The organism is Nocardia sp. NPDC059691 (assembly GCF_042733915.1).
Taxonomy (GTDB): Bacteria; Actinomycetota; Actinomycetes; order Mycobacteriales; family Mycobacteriaceae; genus Nocardia; species Nocardia sichangensis.
Genome location: NZ_JBHWFB010000001.1, coordinates 899485 through 917487, shown reverse-complemented (window position 1 = coordinate 917487; position 18003 = coordinate 899485). Strand labels below are relative to the sequence as shown.

Genomic DNA, 18003 nt, shown 5'->3' with positions numbered 1-18003 from the left:
CGCCACGGGCCCGAGCCGATTTGCCTGGTTTGTCCGCCTCGCCACCGCGCCAGTCGGCGCGGTGGGCGCTCGACCTCGTCGGCGATCCGGGACCATGCCTTCACCGGCCGTATTCGCGAGCCGCGGGTAAATCGCGTGGTACACCCACCTCGGTGACGTCGACGGAGACGGTGATCGTGCTGTCCTTCGCATCGGTGTAGATGATGCCGCGCAGCGGAGGGACGTCGGCGTAGTCGCGGCCCCAGGCGGCGGTGATGTAGCGCTCGTCGCCGAGCTGGTCGTTGGTGGGGTCGAGGTCGATCCACCGGCCCGAGCGGTCGGGTCCGTCGGCGCCGGGCACCCATACCGCCGCCCAGGCGTGCGTGGCGTCGGCGCCGACCATGCGCTCCTTCCCTGGTGGTGGATCGGTGGCCAGATAGCCGGACACGTACCGGGCGGCGAGGCCGTGCGACCGCAAGCAGGCGACCGCGAGGCGCGCGAAGTCCTGGCAGACGCCTGCGCGGGCCGCGAACACGTCGGCCACCCGGGTGGACACCGTCGTGGCGCCGGACCGGTAGGCGAAGTCGGTGTAGATCCTGGTGTTCAACTCGGCCACCGCGTCGAGCAGCGGCCTGCCCGGCCGGAGGGATTCGGCCGCGTACGCGACGATCTCCGACGTGATCTCCTGCGGGTGCAGGTCGAGGGCGAACTCCACGGCGAACGGCCCGTTCGCCCCCGTCGGGCGCGCGCGTTCCCACGGCTCGACGGCCGGGCCCGCGTCGTCGCGGGCGGGCGCGTCGACTTCGACCAGCGATTCGCCGACGACCGTCAGAGCACGATGCTCGGTGGTGACGTGGAAGTAGGACGTGATGTTGCCCCACACATCCGCGCCGACCGACCGGTCCGAGGGGGCGGGGTCGATCCGGATCTCGTGCGCGAGCAGACGCTGACCGGGGAGATCGCGCGGCGTCAAGTACGCGCGCCCATAGGAGTTGATGACTTCGCCGGAGTACGAGTACTTGGTGCGATGCTCGATCCGGTAGCGCCGGACCGCACGGCCGGTCATCCGACGACCTGCGCGCTGCCCCACAGCGGCTGGATGTCGACCGGGAGCGACAGCGTCGTGGTCTCGAAGGACTCGGATACCTTGCGCAGGCGCACGTGCACTCCCTCCAGCAGCTCCGCCAGTTCGGTGCGCCGTTCGTTCGCGTCGGTGACCTCGAGGTCGTCGGGATCGAGGCGGCGCAGCATGCGCCGGGCGTCCGCGAGCAGCCGCTGCGGACGCGACGAGCCGGACGCACCGGGCAGCGCCTGGAAATCGGCGTGCAGGCGGCCCAGCTGATAGGCCAGCGATCGCGGATTGGCGGTGTCGAACAGCAGGAGTTCGGCGACGTTCGCGATCCGCACCGAATCCTGGTGGCGTCGACGGTAACTCACCGAGGACTCGGTGGCGCGCAGCACCCATTCGGTGACCTCGCGTTCGATCTCCTCCGGATACCGTTGGGTCAGCGCGGCCGACAGCAACGCGGTCAGGGCGAGACCGCGCTCGATCCGCTTACCGATGTCCCTGACGTGCCACCCGGTGTCGCGGATCAGCGACTCGCCGTCGATCCCGGACAGCGCGAGCAGCCCGGCCAGGGTTCGCGAATGCACATCCGACAACTCCGCCTCTTGGTCGTCCACCGCGGCGGGGTAGCACGCCAGCGCGCGCTCGACCGAGCCGAGGATCATCCACGTGTCCACCGACAACTGGTCGCGCACGGCGCGCGCGGCGCTGCCGTACCGGTCGATCGCGAAAGCCAGCGATCCGGGCAGCTCGCGGTCTATCGTCAGTGCGACGAGGTAGTCGTGGCCCGCGCGGGACGCGCCCGGCACCCGGTGTACCGCCGGAGCGCTGTCCTGCGCCGCACCGGTGGCCACGCCGTCGTCCGCCCCTTCGGCGACGGCCTCCACACCGGCCGTAACCTGTTGTCGCGCTCCGGCTCCGGCCATCGCTTCGTTCCGGGCCACGGTAGCGTGGTGCTCAGTGTGATTCGAACTACGCTCTCCCCCAGTCTCTTCCGGCATCCGCGATCCGGATGACGCGGCAGCCGACAATTTTTCGGCCGTACCGTGGCCGGAAGATCGTGATCGGACCGGCACCGAAGTCCCCTGCGCGCACTCGCCCGCACCGGGCGATACCGGAGCATCACCAGAATCCGGAAACGATCCGGCCGCAGCGTGCGACCGCTCGTCGCCGTATTGCGCGACATCTTCGTCGACGCCGGCACCCGACGGAGCGAGCAGGCCGCGATCGACCGAACTCTGCTGCGGCGCAAAGGCTCGCACCTCGGGACCGAACAACCCGTCGGTCGGAGCCGCGGTGGCGGTGGTCCGTCCGAGGGCGGCCAAGAGGATCGGTAACGCACCCGCGCCTTCCAGCCAGGGGCGATACCGGAACTCTTGGTAGCGCTCGTGGGTGGCGATCAAGAGACGGGCGGTGTCCTCCGCGCGCTCGCCGTAGCGGCCGATCCAGAACAGGTCGTTGAGCACGCGGGGGGAGCTGATCCCCGCCACGACCGGAGCGGTGCGCCGCGGCTCGCGCGACGGCTCGGTGCTGATCGCGGCGGCGGCCGTCGGCGCGGCCCGCACCCAGATGTCCTTGGCGGCGACTTTCCGCGCGGCGTGATCGGTAGTGCGCTGACGTAGCTGGCCGAGACCGCCGGACATCACGGTGTAGCCGCGCCGATGAGCGAGCGAGAACAATCGCATGCCGACCGGAGCCGCGGCGAGTCCGTCGCGCTCGCGGATGGCGGGCGCGACGGAGAACTGCGCCGGTTCCTGGCCAACCCATTGCCATCCGTGCGCATCGATCCGCACCTTGATCTCGTCGCGCTGCTGACGACTCAGCTCGGGGCCGAACAGCGTGGCGCCGTCGACCGCCGAGCGAACGATCAGCTTGTCCAGATTCGCGATCAGATGTCCGCGCTCCCGTTCCTGACCACCCCAGTACGACGGCGCGTTCTCCAGCAACAGGTCCGCACCGAGCAGCGCGCGCGACAGGGCGGGCAGGAATCCGGCCAGCGCGGGATTCTCCAGCAGCCCGCTGCCGAGCGTGTTCACCACCGTCACCGCGCCGCGGCGCAGCACCTCGACCAGTCCCACCACGCCCAGCCGCGAATCCGGCCGCAGATCCAGCGGATCGGAGAATTCGGCGCCCACCCGGCGCAGCACCACGTCCACCCGCTTCAGCGTGCCGAGCGACCGCATCCACAGCGCACCGTCGCGCACCACCAGATCGGCGCTCTCCACCAGCGGAAAGCCGAGTGTGGAGGCGAGATAGGCCTGATCGAACGCGGTCTCGGAATGCACGCCTGGACTGAGCACGACGACCACCGGTTCGTCGTCGTCGGTCTGCGCGGATTCGATCAGCATCAATCGCATCGCCCTGGCGAAGGGTGTCAGCGGACGCGGATTCGCGTGCTCGAACGCCTCCGGGATCGCGGTCGACACGACCCTGCGGTCGGCCAGCGCGTATCCGGCGCCGGACGGCGCCTGCGCCCAGTCGGCGAGCACCCGGAACCGGCCGTCGCCCCAGCGACTGAGATCGCAGGCGTGCAGGAAGAGTTGGTGCCGCCCCGGCACGGTGATGCCGTGCGCGGCTCGTACGTAGCCGCGATTACCGAACACGACTTCCGGCGGGAGCAGTCCCGAGGCGAGCGTCCTGCGTGGACCGTAGATGTCGGTGAGCACCTCGTCGAACACGCGGGAGCGCTGTTCCAGCCCGGCCTCCAGCCGGGTCCAATCGTCCGCGGCGACCGGCAAGGGAATCGGATCGAGGCGCCACGGCGCAGGCGTGTTCTCGGCCGACGCGCCTGCCTCGAGGTAGGTGATGCCGTCGTCGTCGATCAGCCTGCGCACCCGGCTGTCCAGCTTGCCCAAGCCGTCCCCGCCGAGTTCGGCGAAGTCGGCGGACAGTTGCGACCACACCCGGCGCACCTTGCCGTCGGCGTCGACCAATTCGTCGTAGTAGCCTGCGACCGGCGCGCCGCACTCGTCGTAGGCGGCGGTGGCAGAAGCATCTTCGCGGTAGCGCGCGACCTGTTCCCGCACGGTGATCGCGGTCTCTCGCCGCTCATCGCGCAACGTCACCGCGCCGACCTCACTTCCGCCATCCATGCCCAATGGTCGCCGAATGCTTCCCGTGCGGTCCGGAAACCTTGTGCCGGACACCCGCATCAGTGGTCTTTGCAGCCATTTTCGCATGTAGCAGGGGTCATAACGGGTAAAACGCTATGCGGCGACAACTAATTGCCAGAAATTTGCTGAACATCGGGCGCGGCGACACACGGGCCTGGGTCCCACCGTGGCGCCCGCACCGGTGGTATCACCGAACGACGACAACGATCTCGTCAGGAGGTCATTATGCGTAGATCAGACTGTTCGTCTTGCGAATCCGCGTTCGACCACTGCCACGGAACCCTGATCGTGCACGTGAGCCGGATCGCCGAATGCACCGACGAACACTGCTTGGAGCTCAGCCACGCCAGACACGCCTTCGTCCTCGATTGCCGAGACCTCGCGGGCGGCTGCCGGTGTGGCGACGGCGAGACGGCCCGGCGCCGCGCCTGAGCGGTTCCGTACCCTGGCCCGGTGAGCTATGACCACGTGTTGCTGCCGTCCGGTGTCGCATCGTCGATCGCGGAGGTCGACGCCTACCTGAGCACCCAGCAGGGCGTCCCCGAGTCGGGGGCGGTCGCGCAGATCGCGGCCGAACTGAACAGACGCAACGCGGAACTGCCCGAGGAGGACAACTTCCTCAGCACCGTGCCGGTCGGCGGCGCGGCCACCGGTGCGGCACTGCACGTGCCGTGCCCCTACGACGCGGTCGGCTTCGTCCGCCACTTGCTGTTCGAACTCGCCACACCGCTGAACTATGCCGTCTACGACCCGCAACTGGCCTGGCTGATCGATCCCGCCGAGCACGTCGAGGCCATCGTCACGCACGGCGGCGCGGGCGAGTTCCCGTACCTGACCGAAGCGCTGGTCCAGCAGTGGATTCCGGAGCTGGCCCCGCCCAACCCGTACCTCGTCGTCGAACGCGGCGAGCAGTTCTACATCCAGACCTACCGGGAGAACTCCGGCGCCTACACCGTGGAATACCGGGACGGCTCCCCCGACAAGCATTTCGGCACAACCATCTCCGATCCCGCCACCGTAGCCGCCCTCATCTGGGGCTGGGCCAACGACGACCGCAGCCGGTTCCCCGGCCTGCCCTGGTCGCGCGTCGACCTCTGAACCCGGTCACTGGTTCTGGGTGGCCAACCGGCCCGCCAGCGCGAGGAACGACGCGCCGAAGATCCGGCGCATCCAGGTGATCACGACGGGACGGGAAATGACCTGGTCGCGGACGGCGGCGGCGCACGCGCCGTACACCGCGAACACCACCAGGGTGGCGAGCATGAAGATGCCGCTCAGTTCGAGCATGCGCGCCAGTGCGTTCGGCGCGCCGCCGGGCACGAACTGCGGCAGGAACGCGAAGAAGAAGATGGTCAGCTTGGGGTTGAGGAGGTTCAGCAGCACCGCCGAGGTGATCACCTTCCGTGCCGAGGGTGCGGTGCGCCCGGTCTGTTCCGGCACGGCGAGCGCGCCCTTGTCCCGGAACGTGGTCCACGCCATGTACACCAGATAGCCGACGCCGAGGTACTTCAGCGTCTGGAACGCGACCGCGCTGGCGTTGAGCAGCGCGGCCAGACCCGTGATCGCCGCGATCATGTGCGGAACGATGCCGAGCGTGCAGCCGAAGGCCGCGATCACCGCGGCTCGCACACCGCGAGACAGCCCCGCCGCCAACGTGAACAGCACACCGGTGCCGGGGGTGGCGACGATGACGAGCGTCGTCAGCACGAATTCGATGCTCATCCCCGACACGGTAACGCACGCCCGGCGCGGCGCAATCCCCGCCGCGGGAGGCGTTTTCGCGAGCTATAGCGCGCGGCGGCCGGACAGCGCGCGCCCGAGGGTGAGCTCGTCGGCGAATTCGAGGTCGCCGCCCATCGGCAGGCCCGAGGCCAGCCTGGTCACACTCAGACCCGGGAAGTCGCGCAGCATCCGGACCAGGTAGGTGGCGGTGGCCTCGCCCTCGGTGTTCGGGTCCGTCGCGATGATCACCTCGCTGACGTCGACGCCGTCCTCCTGGTTTCCGATACGCGCCAGGAGTTCCCGGATCCGCAGCTGGTCGGGGCCGACACCGCTGAGCGGATCGAGCGCGCCGCCGAGCACGTGGTAGCGACCGCGGAACTCCCTGGTGCGCTCGATCGCCTGCACGTCCTTGGGTTCCTCGACCACGCAGATCATGGTCCGGTCCCGGCGCGGGTCGGCGCAGATGCGGCACAGCTCGCCGTCGGAGACCGTTCCGCATGTCACGCAGAACTGCACCCCGTCACGCACCTTCTGCAGCGCGGCCTGCAGCCGATCGATCTCCGGCGGCTCCACCTGGAGCAGATGAAAGGCGATGCGCTGCGCGCTCTTCGGACCGACGCCGGGCAGCTTGCCCAATTCGTCGATCAGATCCTGGACCGGACCCTCGTACAACTGCTACCTCGGCTCAGAAACCGGGCAGCGAACCGCCGCCGCCGAAGCCACCGGACAGGGGTCCGAGCCGTTCGGCGGCGATGCGCTGCGCGTTGGCCATCGCGTCGTTGACCGCACCGATGACCAAATCCTGCAATGTCTCGACATCGTCGGGATCCACGGCCTTCGGGTCGATGGTCAGCGACACCACCTCACCGCTCGCCTTCAGCCTGACCTGCACCAAGCCACCGCCGGCAGCGCCGTCCACCTCGGTCGCCGCGATCTCGGCCTGGGCTTCCATCACCGCCTGCTGCATCTGCTGCGCCTGGGCGAGCAACTGTTGCATATCGAACTGGCCACCTGGCTGCACGGGAGCGTCCTCTCTGAAGAAGGTGTCACCGGCCAGCCTAGTCCTGCCGCGGCCGGTCCCCGGCGCGGCCCGACGGTCCCAGGTCCGCGGCGCAGGACGGATAACAGCGCGCATGACGGGTAACAGGTTGGGTAGTTCCGATCGGAACCGACCATGCGCGCCTTACCATCGACACCGAGTCGGAAAGCGGTGTGCAAATCTGGAGCCAATGATGATCGCAGTTCGTGCACGTTTCCTGAGCACCCTGGTGCTCACGCTCGGTGTTCCCAGCATCTTTCTCGGCGCAGCGGCGTCCGCGGATACGGAGATCACCGACACGCCCGGAGTGATCGACACGCAAGGGGCAGACGAGCCCCAGACGACCCCGGCGGTCGCCGACTACGGGGGCGGCTGCGTCCTCTACCCGGACGACAAGGCCGCGACGCTCGATTCGCTGCGTTCCCGGTGCTCGCCGGAGCAGCAGGACGCGATCTTCCGCGCCGCACCGCTCGGCGCCGTTCCGGTCGGCGTGAAATCGGGCTGGGTCACTCGGCCGCCGGTCATGCAGGCCATCGCGCCCCCGCTGTGGATCGGCAAGACCTTCTACACCGGCCCGGACGGCGGCTTCCTGATGAACCGCCTCACCGGTGCGGGCTTCGAGGCCTGGGGCGCCGACGTCTACGTCGCGCCCGCCCTGACCGATGGGCAGCCGACCTGGGCACTGAACTACGCGCCCTCGCCGACGCCGCAGGTCTACGACGAGATCCGGGAAGTCACTCCCGGTGTGTGGTTCGGCTACTCGTGGTGGCGCGGCATGTTCCAGACCACCCTGCTGCTGACCTTCGCGCTCGCCTGAACAGCGGGTGTCGTTTGACCCTCCCGTCACTGGAGGGTGTTGGCTGGTGCCATGACGGCCACCGTCCCTATCGGGGAATTCTCCAGGCTGAGCAATCTCAGCGTGAAGACGTTGCGCTACTACCACGAGATCGGTCTGCTCGCTCCGGCCGGCATAGACGCGAATTCGGGCTATCGGCGGTACGCGACGGCGCAGGTGACGCAGGCACAGTTGATCCGGCGGCTGCGCGAGCTGGACATGCCGGTTCCGGAGATCCGCGCCGTGCTGGCCGCACCGGACGAGAACGCCCGTGACGCCACGCTGCGGGCGCATCTGGAGCGCATGGAAGCCGAGCTGACCCGTACCCGCGCGGTCGTGGCCTCGTTGCGCGCGCTGCTGACGCCATCGGCTCCGATCGCCGTGGAGTATCGCGTGGTCGGGGCGTTCCCGGCGGCGGCGATCGGCGCGACGGTGGCGCGCGAACACATCGGCGAGTGGTGCGCTTCGACGTTCCAGGCGTTGTACGCGGCGCTGGCCGCCGCGAGCATCGCGCCTGCGGGCGTCGCCGGCGCCACCTACAGCACCGACTTCTTCGAGCAGGACGAAGGCGAAGTAGTCGCGTTCGTCCCAGTCGCCGACACGGATGTGGCGCTGCCGGCAACGCTTTCGCTCATCGAGCTACCCGCGCGCCGTTTCGCCGTCGCCGTGCACGAGGGTCCGTTCGACGATTTCGACCGGACCTACGGCGCACTGGGCAGTCACGTCGCCGAACACGCTGTCGCGCTGCCCGAGCCGATCCGCGAGATGTACCTGCTCGGACCGGACGCGTCCGATGAACCCGCCGGCTACCGGACCGAAGTGTGCTGGCCCGTCGCCCAACCGTAAAAGGAGATATTCATGACGATCTCGATCGCCCACGTCACCATCGATTGCGCGAACGCGGGCGCGCTCGCCGAATTCTGGTCACAGTTGCTGGAGACGCCCGTCGATCCCGACCCCACCCCGGAGTTCGCCACCGTCGGCCGGACCGCGGGCGCCCCCGCTGATGTTCATCCGCGTGCCCGACAAGAACCCCGGCAAGAACGTCATCCACCTCGACCTGCTCGCTTCCGGCCGGGACGAGGTCGCGCGCGCGATCGATCTCGGCGCGAAGCACGTCGCCGACTTCGACGAGTGGGGCATGAAGTGGACGACGCTGGCCGATCCCGAGGGGAACCTCTTCGACATCGCGGCCGAATAGACCCAGCAGACCGCGACGACGGCCATGGCCGTCGTCGCGGCCGTACGATCAGGCCAGTTCGCGCTGGAGGTTGCCGAGCACCTCGGCCTGGATCTTCTTCAGGCCGAGCGGCGCGAAGATGCCCTCGAAGATGCCCGCGACGCCGCCCGCGCCCTTCCACGTGGTGCGCAGCGTGACCCGCGCGCCCGCGCCCTCCGGGGTGACGGTCCAGGTGTTCACCAAGGTCGAATTCGAGTCGCGCTCGGTGACAATGGAATCGGACACCGAGACGACCGCGTGCACGTTGCGCGAGCGCTTCTCGGTGGCCTGCAACGTCCATTCCGCGACGGTGCCCGCGCCCTTGCCCCCTTCGACCACCTTGTAGTCGCGGTAGTGCGACGAGAGGATGCGCGGACGCACCGTGTCGTAGTCGGCGATGGCCTCCAGCGCGCGCTGCGGATCCGCCGCCACGTCGATCGAACTACTGGCGCTGACCTGTCCCACAATGAGCTCCTTGTCCGGATGCGGTGTCTCGACGGATCTCCATCCTGCCCTGTCGGCCCCGGATGATAACGGCGAGGGCGGAGCGTGTGGCGAACTTCTCCGGACGATTCGGTATTCCATTTCGCAACATATGCGTGACATTTCTCCACGACCGAGACCTCGCGGTGGCCCCGCCGTATGGTCCGTACTAGCGTCGAGGGGTGGCAGTGAGTCTGTTGGGGAAGGCCGGACACGCACCGGCCGCACGCGAATCAGGATTTGCCGCGCATCGAGCCGGCGTGGATCGCCTTCTGGCGAGTTACCGCGCCATACCCGAGCACGCCAACGTCCGTTTGGCCAAGAAGACCTCGAACCTTTTCCGCGCCAGGGCGAAGAACACCGCGCCCGGCCTCGATGTCTCGGGGCTGACCAGGGTGATCGCGGTCGACCCCGTGGCGAGGACCGCCGACGTCGCGGGCATGACCACCTACGAGGAGCTGGTCGCCGCCACCCTCCCGTACGGGCTCGCGCCGCTGGTCGTTCCCCAGCTCAAGACCATCACGCTGGGCGGAGCGGTCACCGGCCTCGGCATCGAGTCCACCTCCTTCCGCAGCGGTTTGCCGCACGAGTCGGTGCTGGAGATGGACGTGCTGACCGGCGCGGGCGAGATCCTCACCGCCACGCCGGACAACGAGCACGCCGATCTGTTCCGCGGCTTCCCGAATTCCTACGGGACGCTGGGTTACACGGTCCGGCTGAAGATCGAGCTGGAAGAAGTACAACCGTACGTCGCGCTGCGGCACGTTCGCTTCCGGGACCTGCGCGAACTGGAGGCCACCCTCGCGACGATCGTCACGGATCGGGTCTATGCGGACGAGCCCGTGGACTACCTCGACGGCGTCGTCTTCTCCGCCGAGGAGAGCTATCTGACGCTGGGCCGCCGCACCGACGAGCCGGGCCCGGTCAGCGACTACACCGGGATGGACATCTACTACCGGTCCATCCAGCACGAGGGCGAAACGCCCAAACGCGACCGCCTGACCATCCACGACTACCTGTGGCGCTGGGACACCGACTGGTTCTGGTGCTCCCGCGCCTTCGGCACGCAGAATCCGAGGATCCGCCGATTCTGGCCGAAGCGCTATCGGCGCAGCAGCTTCTATTGGAAGCTGGTTGCGCTCGATCACAAGTACGACATCGGGGACAAGCTGGAGGCTCGCAAGGGCAATCCCCCGCGTGAGCGGGTCGTGCAGGACATCGAGGTGCCGGTGGACCGCACCGCCGACTTCGTGGAGTGGTTCCTGCGCGAGATCCCGATCGAGCCGATCTGGCTGTGCCCGCTGCGTTTGCGCGAGACCGGCCGCACGCAGCGGTCCGGCGGACGCGCTTGGCCGCTGTATCCCCTGGAGCCGGACCGGACCTACGTGAACGTCGGATTCTGGTCGGCCGTGCCCACCGTCCCGGGGCAGCAGGATGGCGCGGCCAACCGCGCCATCGAGCACAAAGTGACCGAATTCGACGGTCATAAGTCGCTGTACTCGGATTCCTTCTACGACAAGGATGAGTTCGCGGCGCTCTACGGCGGAAACACCTACACCGAACTGAAAAAACGCTACGACCCGAACCAGCGCCTGCTGGATTTGTATTCGAAGGCGGTGCAACGCAAATGACGACATTCAAGGACCGTTCCGATGTCTTCGCCGATCTCGGAACCAAACTCAGCATTGCCGAGATCTTCGAGACCCTCGTCGAGGGCGAAGTCCCGATCCGGTTGACGGCCTACGACGGCAGCGCCACCGGACCGGAGGACTCGGAGTTCGCGCTGGACATCCGGACTCCGCGTGGCATCAACTACCTGGCCACGGCCCCCGGCGACCTGGGCATGGCGCGCGCCTACATCGCAGGCGACATGACCGCCAGCGGGGTGCACCCGGGTGATCCGTACGCGATCCTGAAGGCGATGGACAGCTTGAAGTTCCGCCGTCCGTCCGCGCTGGCCCTGGTGACCATCGCGCGCTCGCTGGGCTGGGAGCGGCTCAAGCCGGTCGCCCCGCCGCCGCAGGAGACGCTGCCGCGCTGGCGGCGGATCGCCTTCGAGGGACTGCGCCACTCCAAGACGCGCGACGCCGAAGCCATCCACCACCACTACGACGTCTCGAACGCCTTCTACGAGCACGTGCTCGGCCCGTCGATGACCTACACCTGCGCGACCTACGGCGACGAGAGCTGGACGCTCGAGCAGGCGCAGGAGAACAAGTACCGCCTGGTGTTCGAGAAGCTGCGCTTGAAGGAGGGTGACCGGCTGCTCGACATCGGCTGCGGCTGGGGCGGCATGGTGCGCTACGCCGCCAAGCGCGGCGTCAAGGTCATCGGCGCGACGCTCTCGGCCGAGCAGGCGGATTGGGCGCAGAAGAAGATCGCCGAGGAGGGCCTGGCCGAGCTGGCCGAAGTGCGGCACTCCGACTATCGCGACGTGCCGGAGGGCGAGTTCGACGCGGTGTCCTCGATCGGGCTCACCGAGCACATCGGGGTGCACAACTACCCGTACTACTTCGACTACATCAAGAACAAGCTGCGCGACGGCGGCCTGTTCCTGAACCACTGCATCACCCGCCCGGACAACACCCGCACCACAAAGGCGGGCGATTTCATCGACCGCTACGTGTTCCCGGACGGCGAGCTGATCGGCTCCGGCCGGATCATCTCCGAGATCCAGAACATCGGGCTCGAGGTGCTGCACGAGGAGAACCTGCGCGAGCACTACGCCCTGACTCTGCACGAATGGTGCAAGAACCTGGTCGCCAACTGGGACGCCTGCGTCGCGGAGGTCGGCGAGGGCACCGCGAAGGTGTGGGGCCTGTATATGGCGGGGTGCCGGCTGGGCTTCCAGCGCAACGTGGTGCAGCTGCACCAGGTGCTCGGCGTCAAGTTGCCCGCCGACGGCGACTGGACCGTACCGCTGCGCCCGTGGTGGCAGCCGTAGACCGGGACGTTCAGAAGGCGTTGCTGCCCGCCTCGTTCAGGAGTTCATCCAGGAACGGGGCGGGCAGTTCGACGTCGCCGACCTGGGCGGAGGCGGGCAGGTCGGCGCGCAGCACGCGCAGGATGCCGACCACGCCGGGGCCCGCGTCCAGCAGCGGCCTGGTCCAGCCGAGGTCGGCGCAGGTCGCGACGGCGGGCAGCAGCAGGTTGGTGGCCTCACCGACCCAGCCCGCGGTGGCCAGACATTCCGCGAGGAGCAGCGCGGCGTCCAATTGAGCGCGCGGGCGGTGCTTCTGGCGGGTGTGGTCGGACAGCGCGCGGGCGCGGCGCACCGCCCGGTCGTCGGAGCCGAGCCGGCGTTCGGCGAGCAGTGCGCGGATGGCGGCGAGTTCCTCGGCTTCGGCGGTGAGCAGGGCGGCGCCGGTCAGCCGATGCGCCGCCTGGAGCGGCGTGGATTCACTGAGGTCGGTGTAGCGGCGATCCGCGGACTCCAGCGCCATGCCCAGACGCAGCCGTTCGGCCCGGATGTGGGCGGCCAGCCGGGGCAGCCGGTTGTCGGCGGCGATGCGCGCGCCCTCGTCCAGTCGCGTTGCCGCGGTGAACAGATCTCCCCCGACCGCCTTGACCCGGGCGCCGACGACGAAGGTGGAGATCAGGAAGTCCACCGGACCGACCCGGGTGACCAGCTCGTGACTTTCGTCGAGCAGCCGGTCGGCGGTCGCCAGATCGCCCCTGCGGTAGCTCATCTCGCCCAGCAGCGCCGCGGCGACCCGCACCGCGTGCGAGCGCGGTCCCGAGCGTTCCCGCGCGAAGTCCCAGGCCTGCTGGAAACAGCGCGTGGCGGTGTCCACGTCGAGTTGCTCGTAGGCGGCGGCGCCCTGGCCGCAGCGACCGAACACCAGGCCCAGCGGATCCTTCGAGCGTTCGTGGTACTCCTCGGCCCACTCCTGGATGTTCCTCGCGCCCTCGAAGTCGAACTCGCACAGGCGCACGAAGGATGTCAGGTTGGCCGCCGTCGAGACCGTCCACACGGGTAGATCGTCCTGCTCCCGCAGGCAGTCGGCGACCCGATCCAGCACGCCATCGGTGTGGTCGCGCGCGATCTGGTCGGCGGCGGCGAGCACGGCCGCCTGGCAGCGCTGCACTCGCACATCGGCGTCGCCGGTGGACCCGCGGGCCAGGATGTTGGACAGCCTGCCCAGGGCGTTGCGCGCCGCGCCGGACTGCTGCAGGTTGACGTTCGCCCTGGCCACCGCCATCAGCAACTTCGAGCGCGACGCCACCTGCTGCATCGGCAGCTTCGACACGCTGCCCAGCAGCGTGGCGAGCCGGGAACCGTCGATCAGGTCCATCCCGCCACCCTCGAGCAGGTCCAGCGCCATCTTCAGATCGGTCGCGGCCAGCGCGTGGTCGACCGACTTGCGCAGCAGCTGGTGTTCGGCGTACCAACGCGAAGCCTTGCGGTGCAGCGACTTCAGCTTCCCCGGGTGGACGCGGTCGAGCCGGGTCCGCAGGTGCTCCGCGAACAGCGGCTGCATCCGGAACCACTCGGGGTCGTGCTCGATGCGCCGCAGGAACAGCTCACGCTGCTCGGCCTGCTCGAGCAGCTGCTCGGCGTCCGGCTCGCCGGACAACGCCGCGGCGAGCGAACCGCACACCCGCTCGGTCACCGCGATCGACATCAGGAACTCGAGCATCTTCGGTTCCAAAGTGTCCAAGACGTTCTCGGCGAGGTATTCGCGAATGCCGTGGTTGCCTTCGGAGAGGGTGGCGATCAGCTGAGCCGGGTCGGCATTGCCGCGCAAGGACAGGCCCACCAGCTGGATGGCCGCAGGCCATCCGTCGGTGGCGGTGTGGATTTCGGTGACCTGTTCGGGCGTCAGGTCGAAGCCGTTGCGCTCCACCAGGATCTGCCTGGTCTCCGCCTCGTTGAGGCGCAGCGCGGCCGAGCCGATCTCGACCAGTTCGTCGTGCACTCGCATGCGGCTGGTCGGCAGGCCGGACTGTTCCCGGCTGGTCACGACGAAACGCAGGTGGTGGCAGCAGTTGTCCAGCAGAGCTTCCATCGCGCGATGCGCGCCGCCGTCGGTGATCCGCTGCCAGTCCTCGACGATCACCACGACCGTCCTGCCCGCCGCGTGGATCTCGTCGATGAGGGTGGGAATCACGAAAGCGGCCGCGTCGGCGGGCCGTTCCTCCAGTACCTGGTCCAGACCGGCGCCGACGTCCGGATGTACCCGGCGGATGGCCTGGATCAGGTGGGCGAGCAGCCAGATCTCGTTGTCGTCGTCCCGGTCGATGCCGATCCAGGCGACCGCGGTGTCGCCTTCGCTGAGTTCGGCGCGCCACTGCGCGGCCAGCGTGCTCTTGCCGAAGCCCGCGGGCGCGTGGATCACTGCCAACCTGCGCCGCCCGCCCGCGCGCAGGATGTCCAGCAGACGCGGCCGTGGAATCGGCTCTCGCGTGGGCGTGGGCGGCCAGAACTTGGTCACGGCCGTCGGCGGCGTCGTCGGCACGACCGCCGGATGCTGGGAGACGGCGGGCCGTAGCGTCAACGGCCAGCTGCGCCGCGCGGTGACCGCGGGACGGGAGGCGGTCCACACCGCGGTCGGCTCGCCCACGGCTGCCGGGGTGGTCGTTTCGGGCTCCGGCGTGGTCTCCAGCAGCGCCATCTCGTCCGGCAACTGATCGTGGCCGCGCTGCACCGCGCGCAGCATTTCGCCGAACTCGTAGGCGCTGGCCGGGCGATCCCGCGGATTCGGGGACATGGCCTGTTCGATGACGCCGGCGACATCCGGCGGAATATCCTGTTCACGCAGATCGGGCACCGGCTGGGTGGTGATCCGCAGGAACTGCGCGACCACCCGCTCGCCCGCCTGCCGCTCGAAGGCCGCGTGCCCGGTGAGCAAGGCGAACAATGTCGAGCCGAGGCCGTAGACGTCTGAGCGGATGGTGGGCTCGTCACCTTTGAGGACCTCCGGCGCGGTGAACGCGGGCGAGCCGGTGATCATGCTGCTCGACGTGCGAAACCCGCCCGGGATGCGGGCGATGCCGAAATCCGTCAGCTGCGGCTCGCCGTAACCACTGAGCAGCACATTCGCCGGTTTCACGTCGCGGTGCAGGATTCGGGCGCGGTGCGCGCTCTCGATGGCTCCTGCCAGCTTGACGCCTGCTCGTAGCGAGTCCGCCCAGGTCAATGGGCCTTGATCGCGAATCAGCTTTTCCAGTGACCCGTGGGTGCAGTACGGCATGACGATGAGCGGCATTCCGGTTGCCGTCACGTCCACCTGGAGTATGTCTACGATGTTCGGGTGGCCGGAGAGCCTGCCCATGGCCTGTTCCTCGCGCAGGAACCGCTCTCTGCTCTCCTGGTCGATCTCCGAGGGAAGCACCTTCACCGCGACCACCCGGTCCAACGCGGTCTGGATACAGCGATACACCACCCCGAATCCGCCGCGGCCGATCTCCACCGCACCGGACAGGCCCATCGCCTCCAGTTCGTCGGCGATGTCGACGGGCGGCTGCCGCTGCGTCTTCGTCTCGGCCGCAGGGGATTCGGGGCGCACCCGGCCCGAACGCGTCTGTGGATTCATGTGATCACCTCGAACACTCACATCGAATCGGCGACATCGGCGACCAACTCCGCGCCGACCGCCGGACGCCGTGTCCGATATGCCTGCGCATACTCCAACGTAGCGCGGTGCGGTATCACGCGGGTGACGTTTCCGAACAGGTCGGGTGTGTTCCGAATCCGCGTGTTTCGCGACCGCTGAGCGGTTCCGGCGCCGATGCCGCCTTGGTTGTGACCACCGCCACTTCAGGTCCACATGAGCGGATACCCGGAGTCGATTCGACCAACCACCTCGGCTACGGGAACCCGCTCGGCGCGGTGGTGACCTGCCGTGATATTTTACTTCTTCAAAGATCTTTCTTCTTTGTAGAACTATCTACATGTGAGCAAACATTAGGTGCGGAGGAATAACCGTGTCGACACCTGAACCCGACCGCGAGCCCACGGCGCCCGGACTCCGCGCCGACGCCCGCGAGATCTACCGGCGCTACCTGAGCGCGGTCATGCTGCACGGACAAGCCGGGGCGCGGGCGGTCGATCTGGGCGCCACCGATCTGTACGCGCTCAACATCCTCGAACTGGCCGGGCCGATGACGCCGGGCGAACTCGGCGCGCGCAGCGGCCTGACCACCGGCCCGACCACCCGGCTGATCGACCGCCTGGAGGACGCGGGCTACGTGCGCCGCGCGCCGGTCCCTGGCGACCGCCGGAAGGTGATCGTCGAATTGATCGGCAAGCCAGCCGATCTCGACGAGGTGCTCGCCCCCGCACGGCAGCGCATCGGCGAGATCATCGGCGGCTACGCACCCGAACAGCGGGAGGTGCTGTTCGACTACTTCACCAGGGCGGCTGCCGCGTACCAGGCCGCCGCCGAGGAGCTGCGTGGCACGGACTAGGCCACGGCGAGGGCGATGATCTGGGTGATCTGGCGGCTGTCGAAATTGTCGTCGCTGACCAGAACCAAGGTGCGCTCACCGGAGGGCAGACGCGGCCCCCAGGTCATGCCCTCCACGTTGTCGACGGCGGCGAGCCCGACGTCGTCGAGATCCACCAGCAGCCGCTTGGCCACTGGGCGGGCAGCGCCGATCGAGGCGTCGAGGATGTTGGTCGCGGCGCTCAGATCGGCCTCGTAGACGCGGATCTTGTTGGGCGTGCCCGGCGAGAAGGACCGTTCCAGCACAAGAAGTTTCGTGGGGTCCAGCGGATCGGCGGCGAGGATCGAAGCGATCCCGTTCGTGCCGCGGCCGGGCTGCGACCGCGACTCGGCGAAGACCGGATCCAGCGGATACGCGTACTGGGCGAGCAGTGGCCCGGATCGCGCCTGGACGGTGATCCGCGTAAGTGCCCCGCTCGTCGTGGTCGCCGCCGGCCCGTCCTGCAGCAGCGGCCCTTCCGTGGCGGTGGCGAACAACGTGCCGCCCGCGAGGAAGGTCGCGGCCTCCAGTGCCTGGTTCTGTTGCGGCCCGGAGTCGGGGCGCATCCGCTCGTTCTCCGGGATCGGCAGGTCACCGACATAGGAGCCGTCCGGGTGCGCGATCCGCACCGACGGATCTTGCAGCAGCGCGCCGTCCCGCTCGCCTTCTTGCGTCCAGTAGTAATCGCCGGTCCACGGGTCCACCCGGATCTCCTCCGGGTCGACCGACATCGGCGCGTAGGGCGCGCCCGCCGCGGTCAGCAGGGGGTGCGTGCCGGTGAAGGTCACCGGTCCGACTCCGCGCTCGCCGACCTCGAAGCGCGCGGTGTAGTACCGCGCGGGGTTCTTGTTCGAACGATCGTCGCTGATCAGCACGAATTCACCGGTGCGCGCGGAGTAGTCGATCCCGGACAGGCCACCCACGGTGGTGCCCGCGAAGTCCAGGCTCGACGCGACGACTTGCTCGCCCAGCAAACGCACCGATGGCGTCGTCACCGGATCGGCGGCCGACACCGGGGCCGATGCGAGCGCGAGGGCGCAACTGGCGATCAGAACATGGCGACTACGTCTCGGCACGGCTGCCAACCTATCGCGCCGAACGGACGCGCAGGCGAACGGG

15 protein-coding genes and 1 pseudogene are annotated in these 18003 nt (G+C 68.6%); 8 read left to right on the top strand and 8 right to left on the bottom strand.

What is annotated here, in order from left to right:
• Positions 1–100 precede the first annotated feature (100 nt).
• Entirely contained in the window at positions 101–1045 is a 945-nt protein-coding gene (locus tag ACFV2O_RS04105; RefSeq protein ID WP_379250018.1) for a transglutaminase N-terminal domain-containing protein, read from the bottom strand.
• Positions 1042–4137, bottom strand: coding sequence for a circularly permuted type 2 ATP-grasp protein (locus ACFV2O_RS04100; protein WP_379250016.1), 3096 nt, complete (start codon positions 4135–4137; stop codon positions 1042–1044). The genes ACFV2O_RS04105 and ACFV2O_RS04100 overlap by 4 nt, the downstream gene beginning before the upstream one ends.
• A 474-nt stretch (positions 4138–4611) precedes the next feature.
• On the opposite strand from ACFV2O_RS04100, the gene ACFV2O_RS04095 reads away from it, so the two are divergent.
• Entirely contained in the window at positions 4612–5256 is a 645-nt protein-coding gene (locus ACFV2O_RS04095) for a hypothetical protein (protein ID WP_355078722.1), read from the top strand.
• Positions 5257–5262: 6 nt separating this feature from the next.
• Here ACFV2O_RS04095 and ACFV2O_RS04090 read toward each other — a convergent pair whose 3' ends face one another.
• The 3 genes from ACFV2O_RS04090 to ACFV2O_RS04080 all read right to left on the bottom strand — a co-directional run bounded on the left by ACFV2O_RS04090 (position 5263) and on the right by ACFV2O_RS04080 (position 6901).
• On the bottom strand, positions 5263–5880 hold the full coding sequence (locus tag ACFV2O_RS04090; RefSeq protein ID WP_379250014.1) for a LysE family translocator: 618 nt from the start codon (positions 5878–5880) through the stop codon (positions 5263–5265).
• Between the two features lie 63 nt (positions 5881–5943).
• Entirely contained in the window at positions 5944–6552 is a 609-nt protein-coding gene (gene recR / locus ACFV2O_RS04085; RefSeq protein ID WP_063018922.1) for a recombination mediator RecR, read from the bottom strand.
• A 13-nt stretch (positions 6553–6565) separates the two neighbouring features.
• Complete coding sequence (locus ACFV2O_RS04080; protein ID WP_355078724.1) at positions 6566–6901, bottom strand: YbaB/EbfC family nucleoid-associated protein; 336 nt, start codon at positions 6899–6901, stop codon at positions 6566–6568.
• A 211-nt stretch (positions 6902–7112) separates the two neighbouring features.
• On the opposite strand from ACFV2O_RS04080, the gene ACFV2O_RS04075 reads away from it, so the two are divergent.
• The 4 genes and pseudogenes from ACFV2O_RS04075 to ACFV2O_RS04060 all read left to right on the top strand — a co-directional run bounded on the left by ACFV2O_RS04075 (position 7113) and on the right by ACFV2O_RS04060 (position 8955).
• Positions 7113–7736: a hypothetical protein gene (locus tag ACFV2O_RS04075; protein WP_379250012.1), complete on the top strand. Its 624-nt coding sequence runs from the start codon at positions 7113–7115 to the stop codon at positions 7734–7736.
• Between the two features lie 51 nt (positions 7737–7787).
• A complete protein-coding gene (locus ACFV2O_RS04070; protein WP_379250010.1) occupies positions 7788–8600 on the top strand; it encodes a MerR family transcriptional regulator in 813 nt (270 codons plus the stop codon).
• Between the two features lie 12 nt (positions 8601–8612).
• Positions 8613–8852 (top strand): annotated as a pseudogene (locus tag ACFV2O_RS04065) (VOC family protein); the annotation flags it as partial.
• Positions 8761–8955 carry a VOC family protein gene (locus ACFV2O_RS04060; protein WP_379250008.1) on the top strand — a complete coding sequence of 65 codons (195 nt, stop codon included), beginning with the start codon at positions 8761–8763 and terminating at the stop codon, positions 8953–8955. The pseudogene ACFV2O_RS04065 and the gene ACFV2O_RS04060, both read left to right, overlap by 92 nt.
• 48 nt (positions 8956–9003) lie before the next feature.
• On the opposite strand, the gene ACFV2O_RS04055 is transcribed toward ACFV2O_RS04060, so the two are convergent.
• Positions 9004–9438, bottom strand: coding sequence for an SRPBCC family protein (locus tag ACFV2O_RS04055; RefSeq protein WP_355078728.1), 435 nt, complete (start codon positions 9436–9438; stop codon positions 9004–9006).
• A gap of 206 nt (positions 9439–9644) precedes the next feature.
• Between ACFV2O_RS04055 and ACFV2O_RS04050 the strand changes: the two genes are divergently transcribed.
• Positions 9645–11087 carry an FAD-binding oxidoreductase gene (locus ACFV2O_RS04050; protein ID WP_355078739.1) on the top strand — a complete coding sequence of 481 codons (1443 nt, stop codon included), beginning with the start codon at positions 9645–9647 and terminating at the stop codon, positions 11085–11087.
• Entirely contained in the window at positions 11084–12400 is a 1317-nt protein-coding gene (locus ACFV2O_RS04045) for a class I SAM-dependent methyltransferase (protein WP_355078729.1), read from the top strand. The genes ACFV2O_RS04050 and ACFV2O_RS04045 overlap by 4 nt, the downstream gene beginning before the upstream one ends.
• Before the next feature lie 10 nt (positions 12401–12410).
• Here the strand turns inward: ACFV2O_RS04045 and ACFV2O_RS04040 are convergent, their stop codons facing one another.
• On the bottom strand, positions 12411–15992 hold the full coding sequence (locus ACFV2O_RS04040; RefSeq protein ID WP_379250006.1) for a protein kinase: 3582 nt from the start codon (positions 15990–15992) through the stop codon (positions 12411–12413).
• Between the two features lie 391 nt (positions 15993–16383).
• Between ACFV2O_RS04040 and ACFV2O_RS04035 the strand changes: the two genes are divergently transcribed.
• Positions 16384–16866, top strand: a complete 483-nt coding sequence (locus ACFV2O_RS04035) for a MarR family winged helix-turn-helix transcriptional regulator (protein ID WP_379250004.1) — start codon at positions 16384–16386, stop codon at positions 16864–16866.
• Here the strand turns inward: ACFV2O_RS04035 and ACFV2O_RS04030 are convergent.
• A complete protein-coding gene (locus tag ACFV2O_RS04030) occupies positions 16863–17960 on the bottom strand; it encodes an esterase-like activity of phytase family protein (RefSeq protein ID WP_379250002.1) in 1098 nt (365 codons plus the stop codon). The two genes, ACFV2O_RS04035 and ACFV2O_RS04030, sit on opposite strands and share 4 nt — an antisense overlap.
• Between the last annotated feature and the right edge of the window lie 43 nt (positions 17961–18003).